The sequence below is a fragment of the Paenibacillus sp. LjRoot56 genome (genome assembly GCF_964253335.1).
GTDB classification, from domain to species: Bacteria; Bacillota; Bacilli; order Paenibacillales; family NBRC-103111; genus Paenibacillus_E; species Paenibacillus_E allorhizoplanae.
On sequence record NZ_CAXURV020000002.1, the window covers coordinates 460,812 to 480,656 of the forward strand.

The window sequence follows — 19,845 nt, forward strand, 5'->3', positions numbered from 1 at the left end:
TGAGATGAATATGAAAAGCAGTTTACAACCTAGGTCCAGCAGGAAATCCTCAGCCATCCCGTTATCGCTCGGCGAGAAAATTTTCACTGTGGCCAATCACCTATTCTTTATTCTTTTGGGCTTATCGACCATCTTTCCGTTTATTAACCTGATTGCCAAATCACTAAGTAGTGAGGCGGCTGTTGTTGCGGGGATGGTGAATCTATATCCGATTGATTTTCAAATAGGGACCTATACGTATGTGGCAAGCAATGCCATGTTTCTGAGTGCATTTACGATCTCCATCACGGTAACGCTTGTTGGATCACTCATCGCGTTGTTCATGACGACACTTGCCGCCTATCCGCTCTCCAAACCTAGACTAAGGGGACGTAAGTTGTTCATCCTCATGTATTTATTTACGATGCTGTTCAGCGGTGGTCTGATCCCGACGTATCTGCTCATGCACAAGCTGCATCTCATTGATAAGCTGCCGGTTCTCTTCCTGCCATATATGATTAACGTCTACAATATGCTCATTGTCAAAAGCTACTTCGAAGGCCTGCCAGACAGCCTTGAGGAATCGGCCAAAATGGATGGGGCTAGCAATATGCGGATATTTGCGCAAATAATTCTACCGCTTTCCATGCCTGTACTTGCGACGATTGCCTTGTTCTATGCGGTTACATTCTGGAACGATTATTTTACTTCACTTATCTATATTAACTCCGCCGATTTGAAGCCTTTGCAGCTGTACTTGAAGGAATTGTTCGTTTCCTCGACAGATACATTCATGCGTACAAATGTCGACGCTTCGTTGAACGTATCACCGCAGTCGATTCAGGCTGCTTCGATCATTCTAGCTACACTTCCGATCATATGTGTGTATCCATTTTTACAGAAATATTTTGTTAAAGGCGTGCTGGTAGGTTCTGTAAAGGGATGAAGTCAAAGGCGAATTATGAAGGGTGGTGGTGGGCCAGCTCTACAAGGGTTCCATAATAGTTGGTATATGGCAGTATCCATACTCAAAGGGAAAAATAGGGAGGCTCTTACATGGTAAAAAAAATGTTAGTTCTCATGTCCATCACAGCAATGACAGCAGCGATTACGGCTTGTGGTGGATCCAGTCAAACCACGAGCAGTTCTACAACGCCAGCTGCATCTACCGCACCTGTTGCAACCGTAGAAGCCAATAAACCAAAGCCGGAGTTCAAAGCACTGCTGCAATATGCGCGATTTGATCCGAATACCGAAGTCGTTGCCAAGTTCCTGAATGAAAAAACGGGCTACAAGGTGACCTACGACATGCTGCCTGTTGAAAATCCAGATGACAAGCTTAATCTACTGATGGCGAACAAAGAGAAATATGCTTACATGCTGCTCAGTGGACCTCAATATTCGAAGCTTGCTGCCTCTGGTGCGCTTGAGCCGATTGATGAGCTGGTCAACAAATACGGTACGAATATGAAGAATGTGATTTCACAAACCTCTTGGAACGGCGCGAAGCTGAATGGCAAAATTTTTGGCATACCGCAAACGGGATCAGGGACAATTGTGAATACACAGTTAATTGTCCGTCAGGATTGGATGGATGAGCTTGGTTTAAAAGCACCTACGACACGTGATGAATTGTATACGGTCCTGAAAACGTTGAAAGAGAAGAAAAATGTAATTGGATTAACCGGAGGGAAAAGTCCGCTTTTACCTGAGGTACTTCCTACGTTTGGTATACCGATGGTTTCGGCGACAGCAACGACCGGATGGCAGGATGTCAATGGTAAATTGGTGAATGCGATTGAGAATCCGAATATGAAGAAATATTTGGAATTCATGAAAAAGCTCTACTCGGAGAAATTGATCGATCAGGAATGGTCACTGAACCAAGCCAATAAAGTCATCGAGAACTTCACAAGCGGTAAAGCGGCGATCATTTCAAATGCTTATTTTAACGCGCCAACTGTGCAAAATGCGTTGTTGAAAAACTCGCCAAATGCCAAAATCGGAAGTTTCCCTTACTTCAAAGGGGATGATGGCAAAGTCCAAGTCATGGGCAGTGCAGGCATCAGCTTCTATGTGGGTATTCCGAAATGGGCAGAGAACAAAGAAGATATTATTAAATATTTGGATCTTAAGCTGGATAAAGATATTTTCAAAGAAGCGGCGATTGGTAAAGAAGGCGTTCACTATAAGTTTGAAAATGGCAATTACTTCCCTATACTGCCGAAATTCAATGATGAATATAACAATGCTTCCACGTTCTTAACGGGTGTGGATGAGAAAAATTACCCGATCTACTGGCAAGCGCGTGTTCGCAAAGATCCGATTTTAACGGATTCCTTCAATAAAATTCAAGAAGCAGCCAAAGGCAACATTGTTCTAGATCCACTTGCTTTTGCACCGCCACTGGAAGCGATTGGAAAATACAATTTGAAGCTGCAAAAGCTGATGGAAGATACGTTCTTGAAATACATCACAGGTGCAGAACCACTTGAAAACTATGACAAGTTCGTAGCGCAATGGAAAGCAGATGGCGGGGAAGAAATGACGAAAGCGGCCAATGAATGGTACGCAGCAAACAAAAAGTAGCAGCGAAATCCCCTGCGGTGATGCCGTGGGGGTTTTACTTCTAGATAAGCGCATCTACCTGTTCGATTTGGACAGTGAAGCCGTTTATTATGCACAGAGGGAGTGGATATTGAGATGAAGAAGATTGGGTTTATCGATTATTTTCTTGATGAATGGCATGCGGAGAAATACCCAGGCTGGATCGATAAGGCGTCAAGTGGACGCATGCAGGTTGCGTATGCTTATGGGAAAACGAATCTGGATGGGAAGCTTAGTAATGCAGAATGGAGCCAGAGGAAGGGGATTCAGCTGCTTGATTCGATCGAGGAGGTTGTGGAGCAGAGCGATTATTTGGTCGTTCTTTCACCGGATCATCCCGAGTATCATGAAGAGCTGGCACAGTTGGCGCTTCAGTCGGGCAAGCCTACTTATATTGATAAAACGTTTGCTCCAGATCGAGCAGCTGCCTTACGGATGTTTGAGCTCGCGGAGAAGCACCGCACCCCGATGTATTCGACCTCTGCGCTGCGGTTTGCAGCGGAGTATGCGGGCATCGAGAAACAAGGGATCGAGTCCATCATTAGCTTAGGGCCAGGGATGTTTGCCAACTATGCTATTCATCAGGTGGAGCCAATCGTCTCCTTGATGGGGACGGATGTGAGACGTGTGATGTGGGTTGGCACGGACCAAACGCCAGCGTTGTTAATTGGATATGGGGATGGCCGGCAAGCGATATTTCATCAATACGGCTGGGAATGTCCATTTAGTATGGCCCTTTATTATGATGGAGGGGCATCGAAATTTCTTAAGATTGAGTCGGATTTCTTCGGGGCGTTTATCGAGAATTTGGTTGGGTTTTTCGAGTCGGGCAAGCCACCAGTTTCCCAAGAGGAAACGATAGTGATTGCTACGATTCTAGAGGTCGGCATGAAAGCTGCGAAGACGCCTTATCAGTGGCTGCAGCTACCATAAGACGTATCGCATAGAAAGATCCAGCACCTTCCATCTGGAGGGGGCCGGATCTTTTTTAGGTGTATGTGAGGATTTAGTTAGGCGATTTAGGACTAATCGGGAATTTATAATGCGGATACTGAGATTAATTCGGTATTTTCGGACTAATGTTGCCGACAGAGCAAAGCACACGGGTTAATCGATAAATCGACTAACTCGTGTGCAGATGCAGGGACTTGTTTGGAGTAATCTCAGTCGATGGATTCCTCCATCATGGCATCGTCATTTTTGTCCTTATAGCTGTTGAACACTTTAATCTTAATGTCAGCCTGCTTGCCACGATAGGAAGCTATTATTGTTGCCGTTCCGGGCTTCACAGCTGTGATGATGCCGTCGGCTGTAATGGACGCCACTTTATCAAGTGAAGAGCTGTAGGTCACGCCTTGGTTGATGTAGCCAACTAAGCCATCAGAGTAAATTACTTTAAGCGGTGCTTGGTAGGTTTCGCCTTTAACAAGACTGTGCTTGTTTTCATCGAAGCTGAGACTCGCTACCTCCACGACAGTTACGACGGATTTAGCGGTTTTGCCCTCGTAGGTAGCCGTAATTTCTGTCGTACCTGCTTTCAATGCGGTAACGTTACCATCTGCGGCAACAGTTGCTACCGATGGATTACTGGAGCTGTACGAAGGTCCAGCGACAACGACTCTTGATTGATCCGAGTACACAGCGGTCGTAACGGAAGCATGCGTATCGCCTGCAACTAGACGATAAGCTGCAGCATCCAGTTCGATGCCTGTTAGCGTTGGGGCTGTACGTGTGATGCTAATGGTTTTCTCATTCGTCTTGCGATCGTCCACATAGACGGAAATCTGCACATTATTAACGCCGATTGCGAGAGGGACACTTCCAATAAAGTTCCCATTACTGGACACCTCAGCCGGTACGCCGTTTAGAAGAACACGTGCCGTCCCCGGTCCAATCACTTCGACTTCGCCTTTGATCTCTAGATTACGCAGTGCTGTACTCGTATTCGCATAATCCAAATACCCTCGCAGCACAGCCGAACGTACAGCATCACCGACTTTGTAGGTTTTAGCGACCAGTTGCCTTCTCGTCCGTACACCGGAAGCATCCAGCGCAGAGATAACGAAGCCGCCTTGTGGAATCACACTGTTATTCGGCGACATGTTGGTCCAGTTCCAGGTAAGCGCCTGCTGTTGGTTCACAACTTTCGTGACTTTGCCGGAACTGTCCACGATAGCTTCTACACCGAACGTGCTGGTGGCTGTTGTTTGGCCGAAGTCATTGGAATAAATGTTGAGATTATTCTCGTTCCGGCTCACATTGAAGAGATCCGCTTCAAGGAATGACTCCGGACTACCTGGGATGCTTGAGCCGATTTGATAATCCTTTACATAGGCCACATCATGGAGCGATGCCTTCACCACGGACCAGTTCACTTGTGAAAGATCGAAGAGCATGAGGCCATTGGATTGCGACAAGCCAGCTTGGAACACAGAACGTTGCAGTGGAGGGTCTTGAATGTTCGCCAAAGCAATACTAGCGTACATCGGAACTTCACCGTTGGTTACGATATTGCCCAAGGTAATATGATGTTCGATTTCCTTTTGTGTCGTTTGATACGTACCAATCATGAGGAAATCGATGTTGCCCGAATAACCAGTCTGCGCATAAGAGTCGGTATAAAGGCTGTCATCCGGTAGTTGCAAACGGTTGTCGTACTTGAAATTCGGGCTGCCCCAATGAACGCCGTTTAAGTAGTAAGACTCAAACCAGGAACCTACATAAGCGGATGAATAAACCTTATGACCTTTCAAGGCGGAGTACCGATCCGTTAGTAAACGGACCTCATCTGTAAACGTTTTGATCGTTTGCGAACGGAACTCCCACCAGTCATTGATGAGCGGACCCGCTTGGCGAACATTGTTCACATAGCTGAACACATCCGCTGGCCAATTCGTCAACTGCTTACCCCGTGTGGCGAGAAACGCTTCAAATTTCGCACGCGTCAAGGGGCTGAAGTCGGCCGTTTCGTTGTCATAGCGGGTACGATCGAGAACAACGCCATCTACATCGTAGTTCTTAATCACTTCTTCCATGTTTTTTAGCTCAAAAGCTCTAACATCATCGTTGGCGGGGTTCACAAAAGCTACAAGTGACTTGCCTGATGTATAGTACTTGCTCTCACGCAGGCGCAAAATTTGACCATTATCCTCGGGCCGATATACATGCTCTTCCCAATCCAGATGCTGGTTCAGCAGTCCATATTCGTTATGTGCAGGTGAGCCTTCAGCAAAAACGTTAAAGGCTGCATGGATTTTGATACCAAGCTGATGCCCATACTTGATAAACTCTTCCAACATATCCAGATTCGGATTGGCACCCGCACGCGTCGGTGCTGTCATTTGTGAGATGTGCGGACGATTCGTCAAATCGTTCTTCTTATAGTTGGCGAAGCCTTCGACGCCTTTGACATCAAGCGCAATGGCTGTCACACCAGCATCTTTGGCTTTGGTTAGCATATCACGGATATTTTCAGGCGTTTGCAGCTTGAAAATATTGGTGCCTTGGTCGACCCAGAGGACGACTTCCTTGGCAGCACTGGTTTGTTTTTTATAAAATACAACAAGCGTCTTTCGATCATTCTCAACGCCGTTCTTCGACGCGACGACATCTAGGTAATTCACGCCTTCAGCGAGGCTAAACTCACTCTGGAAAGAGCCATTCGCTTGCAAAGCAACCGAAGTTTGGTTAATGCGAATTGCATACGTGACGCCAGATTCCAGGTTTTCCAGCTTGCCGGAAACCGTCGTTTTCGGCGCGGTTACCGTAAACCAATCGTCATTGTCGAGTTTAAGACGCGCTTGAAGTCCTTGACCCGTCATGAGTGCGGAGACGGGGACCACTTCACCATTTTTACGCAGCTTAATGAGGTCGCCAACCTTGAAATTTTTCGCCAGATACTGCTTAAAGGTTTTATTCGCCCAACTGTCATCGTTCGCGACAAGGATGAAGCCGCCTTGCGGGATGTTCAGCGTAGTAGGCCCAGTCCAGACGGGCACACCGCCGTTAACAGATGGATTGACAACCCGAGTCACATGATTTGTCGCATCGACGACAACGCCGACGGAGGTGGTGCCAACGGTAACGGATGTTGCAAATTCTGTGGTGAATAAAGCGACGTAATCGGTAATTCTACTCATATCCGTATCAATAGCATTGATTTGCTTGCGCGGACCCTCAATATCGATGGTGATATCGACGGGAGCTGCTTCGACTTCAATAAAATCAGTGGGGCTGGTTGCCGCAGATGCGGTTATGGACCAAGAAGAAGCGAGTAATGTAATCAATAAAGTCATGATTAGCCATTTCGATTTTTTCAATTGGTTTCACATTCCTTCCCTAGAAGCGGATTTCTTCACCTTTTTCGCTAGATTCATAGACACCACAAAGTATTTTCATCATCTCAACCCCGTCCTGTACAGGTGATAGGGTCTCCTTTTTACCTTGACAGACTTCAATAAAGTAATTGATTTCATCCTGAAAACCGGCAACAAAATCAAAGGAAAGGTTATTAATCTGCGGTGTGAGGTTCAAGATGGTATCGTACTTCTCTGTTATGATGGATAACTGAGGCTCTAATTCTGCTCCGCCTTTTTCCCCGTACAGCTTCACCGTCAATTCGTCTTCCTTAGCATGTAGTGTAAAGCTAACATCAACGAGAATCGAAGCGCCGTTCTCAAATCGAATCAAGGCATTGGCCAAATCCTCGACCGTATTATGAGTAGGGTCATAATCAGCAGCTTTGTAAAAAGCCAGATTCTTCACATTGGCGCGATTACCCAATTTTTTATAGGTATTACCAGAAATAGATTTTACTTTAGGACGTCCCATCAAGTACCAGCAAAGGTCTATGACATGTACACCTACGTCAATCAGAGGGCCGCCGCCCGAACGATCCACATCGGAGAACCAGCCGCCGGGGTTGCCCAAACGACGAATACACGATGCCTTCGCGTAGTAAATGTCACCGAGCTCGTTGTTATCGAGGAACGATTTGATGATGCGGGTATTCGAAGCGTAGCGGCGAACGAAACCAACTTGTAGCGTTTTGCCAGTACGACGAACCGCATCTTCGACGTCTAACGCCTCTCTCACCGATGTACATAGCGGCTTTTCGGTGAGTACGTTTTTACCAGCCTCCAAGGCGGCAATGGATATTTGGGCATGGCTATTGTTCCATGTACAGATGCTAATTGCATCTATAGCATCATTAGCAAGCAAATCCTCATAGTTCGTATAGATATGTGTGATGCCGTATTTTTCAGCTTTTGCTTTCGCACGTTCCTCGTTCAAGTCACAGATGGCATATAGTTCAGCATCCGGATTCGTATGATACGATTTCAAATGCATTTCGGATATGGAACCTGCGCCAATAACACCAATACGTATTTTACTCATGTACATGCTCCTCTTCTTATGAATGAATAATGTTAGACAGGACGAATCGTAGGCCAAGCCAACTCGATGCCGTAGCTTTCAAGCATATTCTGGAAAGTGCGAAGCTCAGAAGCCTCATTGCGTACTTCCCGAGGCGAGATGCCACGGTCGATGCAGCGGCTTGCGAGAAAACCGACCGCTTCGCCAATGTTCCACTCGACGGGATGCAGTCGGTAACATCCGTTGGTGATGTGGGTGACACCCAGATTTTTGCAAGCTGGCAGTAAATTGTTCATGCGGATCGGGATCAAGCTGCCGAGTGGAATCTGGAAAGGTAGAGAAGAGACATCTATATAATGACGGTTACCAGTACTCGGATGGAGGTCGATGCGGTAACAACCGATACCAACTGAATCATGGAACTGTTCGGCTTTCCCGTCAGGACGGCACGCTGTGCTCACATGTTGTTCCAGAACGGTAAACTCCGCCTTGATCCTGCGCGACTCTCTTATGTACGGATACATAGCCAGCCCGTCATCTGTACCGACGATATCTGGACGCAGGCGAAGACCAGGGTAACCTTGCCCGCCATCAGGCCGAGGCGCTTCTGTTTGCAGCCAATAGAGCAGGGATAAGCTGAGCTGTTTCGCATCCCATAGATGTTGCTCTCTGTCCTCTGCGCTGACATCAATAACTGAGCCTAGCCAGTAGTCGTTCTGCGGCCAATTGACCAATGTAATGTCACCAGGGTAAAAGCCTTCTTCGAAGTTACGGCTATCGATAATGCGCCGATAGAAGAATAAGGAGTACTTGTCCGTGCCTTCAAACAGTTCGTAGGAGACATGTTCCAGCGTGCTCGGGCGAACACCAGACCAGCTGAGCAGACGATCAGGCCAGAAGTCTGCTTTGTATGTCTTCCAGAAGTCATAGCGCTCGGGGCGCGCAATGGTGTGATCCTCCCCTTCGATGTAATCCATGGCAAAGCAATAGGTGAATCCCTGCATGTCTTGCGGTAGTGCATCACCCTCTACGGCATTCGGCTCGCCAGTCTGACTTTTAGACTCAGCACCTGTCACATATTCCGCACCCGCAAGCGGCAGCGCATCGCCACACTCGGTGGCGTCAAGGAAATAAGCAGCATGCAGCGTCACGCTATCGCCGCTCGTCAAGTTGCGAACTGTGACGGAACGTACATCATCGCCGTCCACGGATACGGATTCTAGTCGGTGGCGAGTTAGAATTTGTAACCGCCCGCTGTTGACAAAGGGAGCGAGCATATCTTGCAGGACGGCTAACGCAACCCGCGGCTCATGGCATAATCGTGATACGCCACCATTACCAGGATTAAGAAGCGTACGTGAACGTGCCTCTGAGGTAAGTGGGAAATGACTTCGGTAATAGTCACGCACACCTTCTCGGAACTGTCGATAACTGCGTGTACAGCCAAATTGTTCGATCCATGGGTGCTCATCTGGCGGAACGGCTTGGCTCGTTAATTGTCCGCCGATCCAATCTGTTTCTTCAGTCAAGATTACTTTTTTTCCGGATTTGGCAGCTGCTAGTGCGGCTGCATATCCGCCAGTTCCACCGCCAATCACGACGATATCAGTCTGGTGGTTGTGCGTATGGGGATTGCTTTTCGTGTTAACCAACGATGATTGTCCCTCCTTTAACCAATTCGCCTGCAGGCATTCACAGGTTATCCCTATTGTATTACAGCTGGAAAATAGCCACAGCGGAGGACCATGACTTCTTTTGGTACTTTAATAACCCATTAGCCGTGAAAAAAAAGGGATTGTACAAGCGAGGGCGAAGATTGATTACCTAATAAGATAATAGTGTGTGGATGCGAAATCATAATTTAGGGAGAGATTCTTAATGAATAATCAACATCAATCAGGTGACGTCTTAAAATTGGATGCGAATATGAGGATTCCACAACTCGATGATCAACGATTGGAATGGTACTCACCATTGGAACAACCCTTTTATTTGGCAGGCTTTGGATGGCTGAAGGAGAAGCAACTATACCGCAGACTGCCAGAAAAGCCCACGTGGACACTGCCCGAGGCGGTGGATAATTTGGCGAATTGTACGGCTGGCGGGCAAATTCGGTTTACAACGAATGCGCTCTCCCTATCCATTAAGGTGAAGTTGTCCAGCGCTGCGAATATGTATCACATGCCAGCAACAGGTCAATGCGGATTCGATTGTTACATCGGAGAGACAGGTGAACAGTTCTATTACAGTACGACTCGTTATGACTCGAAACAAACCGAATATGAAAGCGTTATGTTTACGGATATGGAACCCATAGATAGAAGCATTACTTTGAATTTTCCACTGTACCAAGGCGTTCAAGAGGTGTGGATTGGCCTAAACCCATCTGCACAAATCGCTCCTCCACCAGCTTACGATAACAGTAAAAAGATTCTCTTCTACGGTACTTCCATTACGCAGGGAGGTTGTGCTACCCGTCCTGGCATGGCCTATCCCAATATCATATCCAGGCGAGTAAATATGGAATTTCTGAATTTAGGCTTTTCAGGTAATGGCAAAGGAGAACCTGAGCTTGCGCACATTCTAGCAGAAATATCGGATCCTGCCTGTCTCGTCTTGGATTATGAGGCAAACTGCGTATCCACGGAGAGCCTGCAAAAGACTTTGCCCGAATTCATTCGTATCTATCGAAATAAACATCCACATACGCCGATTCTCGTGGTTTCTTGTATTCCTTATGCGAAAGAAAGGTACAGCAAGCAGTTGAAGTTTGAAAAGGAAGAGCGTAAAGGAGTCCAGTTCCGGACGGTCGAGCAACTGCGTGAAAATGGAGATGCCAACATCTATTTTTACGATGGATCAACTTTACTAGGGGAACATGCGCACGAATGTACCGTCGATGGTGTGCATCCGACTGATCTCGGATTTATGCGTATGGCGGACGGACTCACTCCTATTCTTAAGAAAATACTCGCTTAGTTGCTTGCCGACGATGGAAGGGGATTGGAATGATGAAAAGAATGAGGGCAGCTATTCTAGTCATGCTCGCTTGTTGTTCAACTGCTGGCTGCGGCATTCCGAATTTGACCTTGAAGGTAGAGAATAAGGCGGGTTCAACAAGCGAACCTGCTATTCGAATCGTCGCGAACAGCCTAGGTATGAATTTTCCGGAGGGGATGGATGAGAATCATAATCCTTATCTTAGTTATATTGAGAAAAACATTGGTGTTCAGGTCAATGTGACGCTTCCTCCGCTCAATGGTTATGATGAAAAGCTTAACGTCATTATGGCGTCTGGCGAGCCCCCGGATTTGCTGAATACCAGTGATCCATCGTGGTTTATCCATTTCGTAAATCAAAAAGCGCTGACGCCTTTGAATGATTATATTGAGAAATACGGTACAAATCTGAAAGTCAAAATCCCCAAGGAAGCTTGGGATAATGTCACTGTGGATGGCAAGATCTATGCGATACCGAGTTTGAATGAGGTGAAAGGAACTGAGATCATCTATGCCAGGAAGGATTGGCTGGATAAGCTTGGGCTGCAGCCTCCGAAGACGATCGAGGAGTACACGGCGGTGATGAAGGCATTTGCTGAGAGAGATCCAGATGGAAATGGGAAAAAAGATACGTATGGCCTATCGATTCTGGAGCGGCTTCGCAGAACTTCGCCATTTCTAGGCGCATTTGGAGTACAAATGAAAGCTTGGTATGAACGCGACGGGAAATTGGTTTACTCGGGCGTACTACCGGAAATGAAGGAGGCGCTTCTGTATCTGCGAGGCTTATATGATGCTGACATACTAGACCCCGAGTTCCCTTTGAATAAAATTGATGTGCTAGGTGAAAAGATTGTTAGCGGTCGAGTCGGTCTATTCTCAGCAGCCTGGTCGGACACTCGCGCACATATTGCCGCAAATCGGAAAATCGATCCGAAAGCGGAATGGATTCCACTGGATTTCCCGGTTGGACCGAATGGGAAGCATGGTGTCTACAGCACGTCCAACGTCCGTTCCTACAACGTGATACCCAACAAGAGCGACAAAGCTGAGGCTGTCGTTAAGTTCTTGGATTTCGTCGCAGGTCCAGGACAAACCAGCTTAAAGCTCGGCTTTGAGAACGAAATTTGGACGAGGGTCGACGGGAAATTATCCATTCGCTTTGATGAACATTCGAAGCATGGCTACCGTGGTATCTATGGTGCATTGGCGGATATGGCAGATCCGAATGTGACACGAGATCGACTGGATGCCCTTGGTTCACAGTTCCGCCTGTATGATAACATCCAACGGATCGAACAGAATCTGATGGTTGACCGATTCAATGGGCCCCCAACACCAGCTATGGGTAAGCATCAAATTAAGCTGTCTAAGCTGCAAGAGGATACCTTTACGCGAATTATTGCAGGCTTAAGCCCCATAGAGGAGTTTGACGCTTTTGTGAAAAAGTGGAAGGAAGCTGGCGGCGATGAAATTACTGGGGAAGTGAATGAATGGTGGCGAGAAACCAACAAATGATCAAAGAGTTCTTATCCAAAATTCGTAAATTACTAACCGGTTATATCCAAGTTCGGCTAACCTGGTATTTTCTGCTAATTCTACTCCCGTTAGCTGGATTTAGCCTGTTTGCGATAGCCAAATCGCAAGTAATTCTGGAAGTACAGACCGGGGAAAGAACGCAGGGAGCCCTGCATACAATGACGGATTATCTGGATCTGACCTTGCAAAATATTGAACAGCTGTCCTCCTTGATCGCGTTCGATACGAATGTTAACACCACGCTGCAGTCTGTAGGTCAAGAGCCGGAAAAGCAGTCGTTCGTTCACTTTGCCCAAGTAATGGATCAGATTACAAGTATGACGACGGTCAATCTGATTGTGGACCAAATCACGATTATCCACATGCCTTCACGTACGGTTATTTCCACCAAATTCGGTGGAGGCAAGCTGCCATCCGGGGCTGAGAATCAAGAATGGTATCAGCATTTGATGGAGGCTAACGGGGGGACGATTTTTTTTACACCGCAGGCGGGTGAATCCTATTTCGATGCAGACAGTGTGCATCTGATTCGGACGATGGATCCGTATAACCGCACACTGATGAATCCGAATTTACTTATTTTATCTGTCAAAAAGAGTGCTCTAATTGAGCTTGCGAAACCTCTGCTGCCATCCAAAAACGCGAATATTTATCTCTTCGATAATGACGGGAAATCGATCACAGGGACAGGTGGAAGTGTAAATGCGCAAACGTGGGAGAAGGTAGACCAGGTAAGAACGATTCGTAAATCACCTCAAACAGGGACGGAAATGGTAACGATCAGCGTGAAGTCGAAGTTATCTGGTTGGTCGCTTATGATGGAGCAGCCTTTATGGGAAATCCGGAGTCATACGGACTCGCTGAAGATTTTTTCATATGGTATTTTAGTCGTCAGTTTAGTCTTGGCCATTTGGACTTCTTGGATCATTTATCGAGGCATATCTGCGCCACTTCGTAAATTAGCTTATGGGATGAAGCAGCTCCGCACGGGGAATTTCACTATCCAACTGGAGGATACACGCGTTGATGAATTAGGATACGTAATAGAATCTTTTAATCGGATGGCGGAAAATCAGAAAACACTGATCCGGGATCACTACGAGAAGCAGCTTTTATTGTCCAAAATGGAACTGAAATTTTTGCAGTCTCAAATTAATCCGCATTTCCTCTACAACACACTGGATTCGATTTATTGGACGGCCAAAAACTATGAAGCAGATGAAATCAGTGAAATGGTGTTGAATCTATCGAAATTTTTCCGTTTAAGCTTAAATAAAGGAAATGAGACCTTTACGGTTAAGGAAACGATCGAGCATTTGAAGTATTATATTAAAGTGCAGCAGTTGCGATTCCTGGACCATTTCACAGTACGCTTCGACATTGCGGAGGAAAGCGCGCATTATCATGTTCTTAAATTACTTCTGCAGCCATTGGTAGAAAATGCCGTGCTGCATGGCTTAGAGAAACAGAGCAACGGTGGGGAGCTCGCTATTTCCTCCTATTTGGATGGCGGTCATCTCGTCCTCGAAGTACGCGACAATGGTGTCGGTGTCAGCGAGGAAAGGTTGATCTATATTTGCGCTAAATTGGAAGAGGCAGCGAGACTAGCGGCAGAAGGGATTTCTACGGAGACGAAAAAAGAAAAGGATCTATTCGGGTTGCGAAATGTCGTCGCGCGAATGAAGATGTATTACGGTAATGAATCACAATTTCGATTTGAGAGCGGTCATCAGATGGGAACGCGGATTACTCTCCGTCTCCCACTGGGCATGTGTGAATCACCGATAGAGGAGCAGGCAGGGTAACGCTCACGGAAGTAATCAGCATGATAAATATACGAAAAAGAAGATGATGTGATGGAACCCGCATTTAGCTTGAGACGAAAAGCTTTTATGCATAAGTATTTCTCCGGCAAAGTGATGGATTATCAACAGATTATTGGCTTGTATATACCGATTCTCATTGACCAGTCTTTCCTTGTCGGACTTAACTTGGTGAACATTGCGATGATTAGTTCGTCGGGTGTTGCCGCCGTTAGCGCAGTAAGTATGATAGATTCGCTTAACATATTTCTGATCAGCGTATTCGTGGCCGTCTCGACAGGTGGAACGGTAGTGGTCGCCCAGTACAAAGGTAGCGGTAACGACGGGATGGTTGCCAAAGCTGCAGCTAGCTCTATTTCCTTGGTGTCGTCATTTGCGATTGGCATTAGCTTGTTAATGATTCTGTTTCATACGCCAGTCTTGTCTCTGCTGTTTGGGACAGCCTCTTCGGAAGTGTTCGCTTATGCCAAGACGTATCTGATAGGGAGCAGTGTATCTTATGTGGGAATCGCCATTGTAGAGGCTGTTTGCGGTGCATTGAGAGGGATCGGAAAGTCCCGAACTTCCTTGAAACTCTCTTTAATCATGAATCTTTCGTATGTCCTACTGAACGTGATATGTATCCATTTCTTGCATATGGGGGTACATGGATTGATCATCGCTGTGAATGTGTCCAGATTTCTCGCGGCATTTGTAGCGGTCCTATATGTGGTGAAATTAGACACCAATTTCCAAATGCGATTGTACGATTTATTACATGTCAATATCGTAATGATGAAGAAGATTTTATTTATCGGGCTTCCATTTGCGGCGGAGCAGATGTTCTTTAATGGCGGTAAAATTGTAACGCAAGTGTTTATCGTTAGTCTTGGCACGCATGCCATGGCGACGAATGCAATCGGCGGTACGCTCGCAGGTGTGTTACAGATTCCGGCTGCCGCGTTATCTCTGACAACGGTAACTGTGATTGGACAATGTATGGGGGGGCAAAATGTGAAAGACGCACGCAAATTTGCCAAATCGTTTCTCTGGCTTGCGTCCTTTACACTTTTGCTGATGGCGCTGATCCTCCTTCCGTTGTTTAAGCCGCTGGTCAGCTTATTTCACCCACCAGATGATATCATTCGGGAGTTATTCATCATCGTGTTGATCAATGCGATTGCACAGGTCCCGCTCTGGCCGATCAGCTTCCTCTTGCCAGCTGCGCTTCGAGCTGCGGGGGATTCCAAATTCACTTCCGTAACTTCGATGCTGTCTATGTGGCTGTTCCGGGTTGTTCTGGGCTACGTGCTTGGCATCGTGTTTCACATGGGCATTATTGGTGTGTGGTTAGCGATGAATATCGAATGGGGCGTTCGTGGGCTTATCTTCCTTTGGCGCTTCAAGGGGGATCAATGGTATCGTCATCGATTGATCGAGCCAGCAGCGGATACCAAATAAGGAAAACACGAAGTAACGAAGACAAGAAAAACACCTTCCTTCCGAAGGTGTTTTTCTTGTCTTCGCAGCCCTGTTTTCAAATAAATGTAAAATATACAGTTAATGTTGCCGTTTTTGCTGATTTTTAGTAAATAAATGGAAAATCTACATCTAAATTAAGCGAAGTTGGTAGTTTGGTGGATTGAAGCAGAAATTAGCTGTAGGAAATCCATCTATTGCTCTTAAATGGTGATAATCAACAAAAATAACAACATAAAATCCATTTAATTGATTTGTGGCGCTGGAGGAAGGTGTAGTTGCCGCAGTAGAGGCAGGAGTAAGAGTAGGGTAGAAGTAAGAATAGGAATAAGAATAGGAGTAGGAGTAGGAGTAGGAGTAAGTGTAAGTGTAAGTGTAAGTGTAAGTGTAAGTGTAAGTGTAAGTGTAAGTGTAAGTGTAAGAACAGGAGTAGAGGAAGAAATGCTAACGCCAATGAATGGTTATACTGCATAGAGGCTTAACGCGTTGAATTGTTCACTTCAAAGTTGGTACGGTTCATGTTAGTATTGCTACTAAACTAACTTTCGGGTAGTCTTACATAGGATCCGAATGAATAAAGAAGTGGATAATTTTACCACAAAAGGGGGACTACTATGAATCTGAATCTAACGAGGCATCCTTGGAAGAAAAATGCCCTTAGAAGATTGATTCTTTCGTTTATTTGTATTCTATTACCGCTCTATATCCTTAGTATGATTATTTATAATTGGGGGATCCGAACGTTGCAGGATGAAATATCCAAATCCATGATCTCACAAGTATCGGGGTATTTCAGCGGGTTGGAGGAAGAGTTCAGACGCATTCAAACGTTGCAGTACGATGTGTTAAGCGATGATAATTTAAATGCATTAGGAGCTATTCCAGATTCGTTGAATGATATAGAGAAAATGCAAAGCATTCTACGACTTCAGCAGCGACTTAATGCCATTCGCAACAGTTCGACGTATATCAAAGATGTGTACGCTTACATCCCTGCTATTCAAAAAAACGTATCAGCCTTGACGATTTCCTCATTTAATCAGAAAGAATTTGAAAAGTTGAGGAATATTCCATTGACACTGGATTCGCAAGTTATGAATGTGGACGGCAGTATGTATCTAAGTGCTGTGTATCCCTTCTCTACGCCTAGCAGTAAAAGAGGTCCGCTCTTCATTGTGGCCATCGAGCTGTCCAAGGAAAAGTTGGAGGAACATTTGAAATTAATGATTAACTCCCCTGATGAGGGATTGATTTTTAATAGCTCACAGTTTGTCATCACAACAAGTCACGATGCGGCATTCGATAAGGAAATCTCTGCCCATATGTCCACTAACGCGAATATTGGCAATGCACAGAAACTTGTCATCCATGACAAGCATTATTTGGCTGTGTATACGTCATCTGACTTTTTTGGCGCTGTGTTGAGCAAATACGTGCCCGAAAACGCTGTGTTTCAACCGCTCCAGAAGTATAGAAGTTGGTTTCTATTATTAGCAGCCGTAGCCCTCATTATTATAGTTATTTACTCTTTATATGTGTATAAATACATTCACAAACCGCTGGATAAGCTGGTCAAAGCTTTCCGGAAAATCGAGCATGGCGATTTCGATGTTCGCATCGAGCATGCGATTAATGACGAGTTTCAGTACATTTATAAGCGGTTTAATGTGATGCTAGGAAACTTGAAATCTTTAATTGATCAGGTGTATAAACAGCAGATTTTAACGCAGAAAGCGGAATTGAAGCAGCTGCAATCGCAGATAAATCCTCACTTCCTTTACAATAACCTATTTATTCTAAGTACGATGGCACGTCTTGGTGATTACGAAAATCTCGAGCAATTTACGAATCAGTTAGGTGAGTATTTTCAATTCGTCACACGGAATAGCTCAGATGAGGTGCCGCTCTGGAAAGAAGTCAATCACGCCAAAGTATATGCGGAGATTCAAACAATGCGATTTTCGAATCGGCTTCGAGTCGAATTCGATGATTTGCCTGACAATATCGGACACGTTATGGTACCGAGGTTAATTTTACAGCCGATCATTGAGAATGCATTCGAACACGGTCTAGAACGGAAGCCTGAGAAAGGTATTTTGCGGGTTCGTCTCCTTAAGTTTGGGAACGAGATCCAGATGATCGTAGAGGATAATGGAGAGGAATTGAATGGAGAGCGGATTGCGTCCCTTAAGGAGGCGTTATCTAATCAAGAAGGGTTGGAGATGACGGGTATTTTGAATATCCACCAACGAATTCGTTTGAAATTTGGCCATACAAGCGGTTTATTTGTAGAGCGTAGTGAATGGGGCGGTATGAAGGCGACGATTGTGATTGATCACACGAACGGAGGCGGAGGCGTTTAAATGTACAGAGTACTGGTTGTAGACGATGAAATGATTATTGCTGACGGGTTATATGAAGTGCTTCAGACCATTCCACAGCTGGAGCTGGATGTGTATAAAGCCTATTCTGGCATGGAAGCCGTTCGGCAATTCGATCGGACGCGCTTCGATATCGTGCTTACTGACATTCGTATGCCGGGACTGGACGGCTTGCAGCTCCTAGAGAAAATTCGCGAGAGATGGCCGCAATGCCGAGTCATTTTTCTAACGGGATACAATGAATTTTCTTATATTTACTCCGCTATTCAGTATGAGAAGGTAAGTTATTTACTGAAGACCGAAGGATACGAGAAAGTGATTCAGATGGTGGAGCATGCGGTGGCTGAGATTGAAACTGAGCTAAAAGCACAGTCATTGCTGAAGATAGCCCAAGAGCAATTGGATAACATGCGCGGGATGCTTCAGAACGAGTATGTGAAGCGGATTTTGAATGAACAGCTAGACGTGAAAGAGATTCATCAAGAACAATTTGATGAGCTAGCGATACCCCTTCAAGCAGATCGGCCTATTCTCATCATGCTCGGAAGAATTAACAGCTTATCCAATCGGACGACTTATTCGGAAAAGTCCCGGCAGCTCTATAGGATCAAGCTGATCGCTGAGCAATATTTATCTTCGCACGTTTCTTTTGTCGATGTGGTGAATGAGCATATGGATCTGATTTGGCTGATTCAGCCACTCGGGAATAACTTGGATAAAGAGGGATGGGAGCGAACGCTGACATTCGTAAAAGGGAATCTGGAGTTGGTGCAGGCGGCTTGTCGGGAGTCTGTCGGTGAGTTACTGTCCTTTGTATTGGATGATAGCACTGTAGCGTGGACCGAAGCAGCAGAACGGTTCGCGACATTAACGATGTTGATGAATTATCGTATTGGTCAGGGCGGTGGTATGCTCCTCCTGGACAAGCAAATGGTGGAGCAAGAGCTTCAGCAGTCGGACGGCAGCCACCGGGAGAAGTCGCAGATCCGCCAAGCCAAATTGGAGCAGCTCGCTGATCAATTAGAGCATGGGCAACGGGTGGAGTTCAGCAAGACGCTGCTTGCCTGTGCCGATTCGGTGAAGGAGATTGATAGCATGCATGACGTCCCTGCCCAAGAACTGTATTATTCCATTGGATTGGTATTTTTATCCTATATGAATCGTTGGCATTTGGTTGAGACGGTTGCAACGCAGATTGGACTGCATAAGCTTATGCAGCCAGGCGAGCATGAGTCATGGAAGGTTGCATTTGAGTATCTAGCCCGCGTAGAAGACATTCTGTTCAATCTTCAGAATCAAGAGGAAGAGCGAAGGGCGAATGCCATTATTTCCTTGATTCAAAAGCATATTAAGGATAACCTCCATAATCCAGATGAGGTTTCGTTGGTGAAATTAGCGGAATTAGTATATTTCAATCCGTCCTATTTATCACGATTATTTAAGCAGGTGACAGGAAGCAATTTATCCGATTATATTTCTTCAACCCGTATGACAAGAGCCAAGAGTCTTCTGGAGAATCCGAATATTAAAATTCAAGAGGTCGCTGAGCAAGTTGGTTATGGAACGGCGACGAACTTTACGAGATATTTTCGCAAGATCACGCATATGACGCCACTGGAGTATCGGACATCGATATTCAACAAATAACAAGTAAACAAGTGATTCAAATGTAAAGACATGAAT

Annotated in this window: 12 protein-coding genes; 9 read left to right on the forward strand and 3 right to left on the reverse strand. The window is 45.7% G+C overall.

Annotated elements, in window-relative coordinates; genetic code table 11:
• Positions 1–4 precede the first annotated feature (4 nt).
• From ACSQ8O_RS14745 to ACSQ8O_RS14755, 3 genes are all read left to right on the forward strand, one after another.
• Complete coding sequence (locus ACSQ8O_RS14745; RefSeq protein ID WP_236283937.1) at positions 5–925, forward strand: carbohydrate ABC transporter permease; 921 nt, start codon at positions 5–7, stop codon at positions 923–925.
• A 110-nt stretch (positions 926–1,035) separates the two neighbouring features.
• The gene (locus ACSQ8O_RS14750; RefSeq protein WP_436242298.1) at positions 1,036–2,568 is read left to right on the forward strand and encodes an extracellular solute-binding protein; all 1,533 of its coding nucleotides are present in this window, start codon (positions 1,036–1,038) and stop codon (positions 2,566–2,568) included.
• 114 nt (positions 2,569–2,682) lie between these two features.
• Positions 2,683–3,519, forward strand: a complete 837-nt coding sequence (locus ACSQ8O_RS14755; protein ID WP_436242299.1) for a Gfo/Idh/MocA family oxidoreductase — start codon at positions 2,683–2,685, stop codon at positions 3,517–3,519.
• A gap of 230 nt (positions 3,520–3,749) precedes the next feature.
• Here ACSQ8O_RS14755 and ACSQ8O_RS14760 read toward each other — a convergent pair whose 3' ends face one another.
• Genes ACSQ8O_RS14760 through ACSQ8O_RS14770 form a run of 3 tightly spaced genes read right to left on the reverse strand, consistent with a single transcriptional unit; the run spans position 3,750 to position 9,614 of the window.
• On the reverse strand, positions 3,750–6,881 hold the full coding sequence (locus tag ACSQ8O_RS14760) for an Ig-like domain-containing protein (protein ID WP_436242300.1): 3,132 nt from the start codon (positions 6,879–6,881) through the stop codon (positions 3,750–3,752).
• A gap of 43 nt (positions 6,882–6,924) precedes the next feature.
• Positions 6,925–7,983, reverse strand: coding sequence for a Gfo/Idh/MocA family protein (locus ACSQ8O_RS14765; protein WP_436242301.1), 1,059 nt, complete (start codon positions 7,981–7,983; stop codon positions 6,925–6,927).
• Between the two features lie 32 nt (positions 7,984–8,015).
• Entirely contained in the window at positions 8,016–9,614 is a 1,599-nt protein-coding gene (locus ACSQ8O_RS14770; RefSeq protein WP_436242302.1) for an FAD-dependent oxidoreductase, read from the reverse strand.
• Positions 9,615–9,840: 226 nt separating this feature from the next.
• Between ACSQ8O_RS14770 and ACSQ8O_RS14775 the strand changes: the two genes are divergently transcribed.
• The 6 genes from ACSQ8O_RS14775 (at position 9,841) to ACSQ8O_RS14800 (ending at position 19,809) form a co-directional block, all read left to right on the forward strand.
• Positions 9,841–10,941, forward strand: coding sequence for an SGNH/GDSL hydrolase family protein (locus ACSQ8O_RS14775; protein ID WP_436242303.1), 1,101 nt, complete (start codon positions 9,841–9,843; stop codon positions 10,939–10,941).
• Between the two features lie 29 nt (positions 10,942–10,970).
• A complete protein-coding gene (locus tag ACSQ8O_RS14780; RefSeq protein WP_436242304.1) occupies positions 10,971–12,479 on the forward strand; it encodes an extracellular solute-binding protein in 1,509 nt (502 codons plus the stop codon).
• Positions 12,455–14,305 (forward strand): cache domain-containing sensor histidine kinase, encoded by a 1,851-nt coding sequence (locus tag ACSQ8O_RS14785; RefSeq protein ID WP_436242305.1) that lies wholly within the window; start codon positions 12,455–12,457, stop codon positions 14,303–14,305. Before ACSQ8O_RS14780 ends, ACSQ8O_RS14785 begins: the two co-directional genes overlap by 25 nt.
• A gap of 48 nt (positions 14,306–14,353) precedes the next feature.
• Complete coding sequence (locus ACSQ8O_RS14790; RefSeq protein WP_436242306.1) at positions 14,354–15,763, forward strand: MATE family efflux transporter; 1,410 nt, start codon at positions 14,354–14,356, stop codon at positions 15,761–15,763.
• Positions 15,764–16,395: 632 nt separating this feature from the next.
• Positions 16,396–18,144, forward strand: a complete 1,749-nt coding sequence (locus ACSQ8O_RS14795) for a sensor histidine kinase (RefSeq protein ID WP_436242307.1) — start codon at positions 16,396–16,398, stop codon at positions 18,142–18,144.
• The gene (locus ACSQ8O_RS14800; protein WP_436242308.1) at positions 18,145–19,809 is read left to right on the forward strand and encodes a response regulator transcription factor; all 1,665 of its coding nucleotides are present in this window, start codon (positions 18,145–18,147) and stop codon (positions 19,807–19,809) included. It abuts the gene before it with no gap.
• Positions 19,810–19,845: the final 36 nt, after the last annotated feature.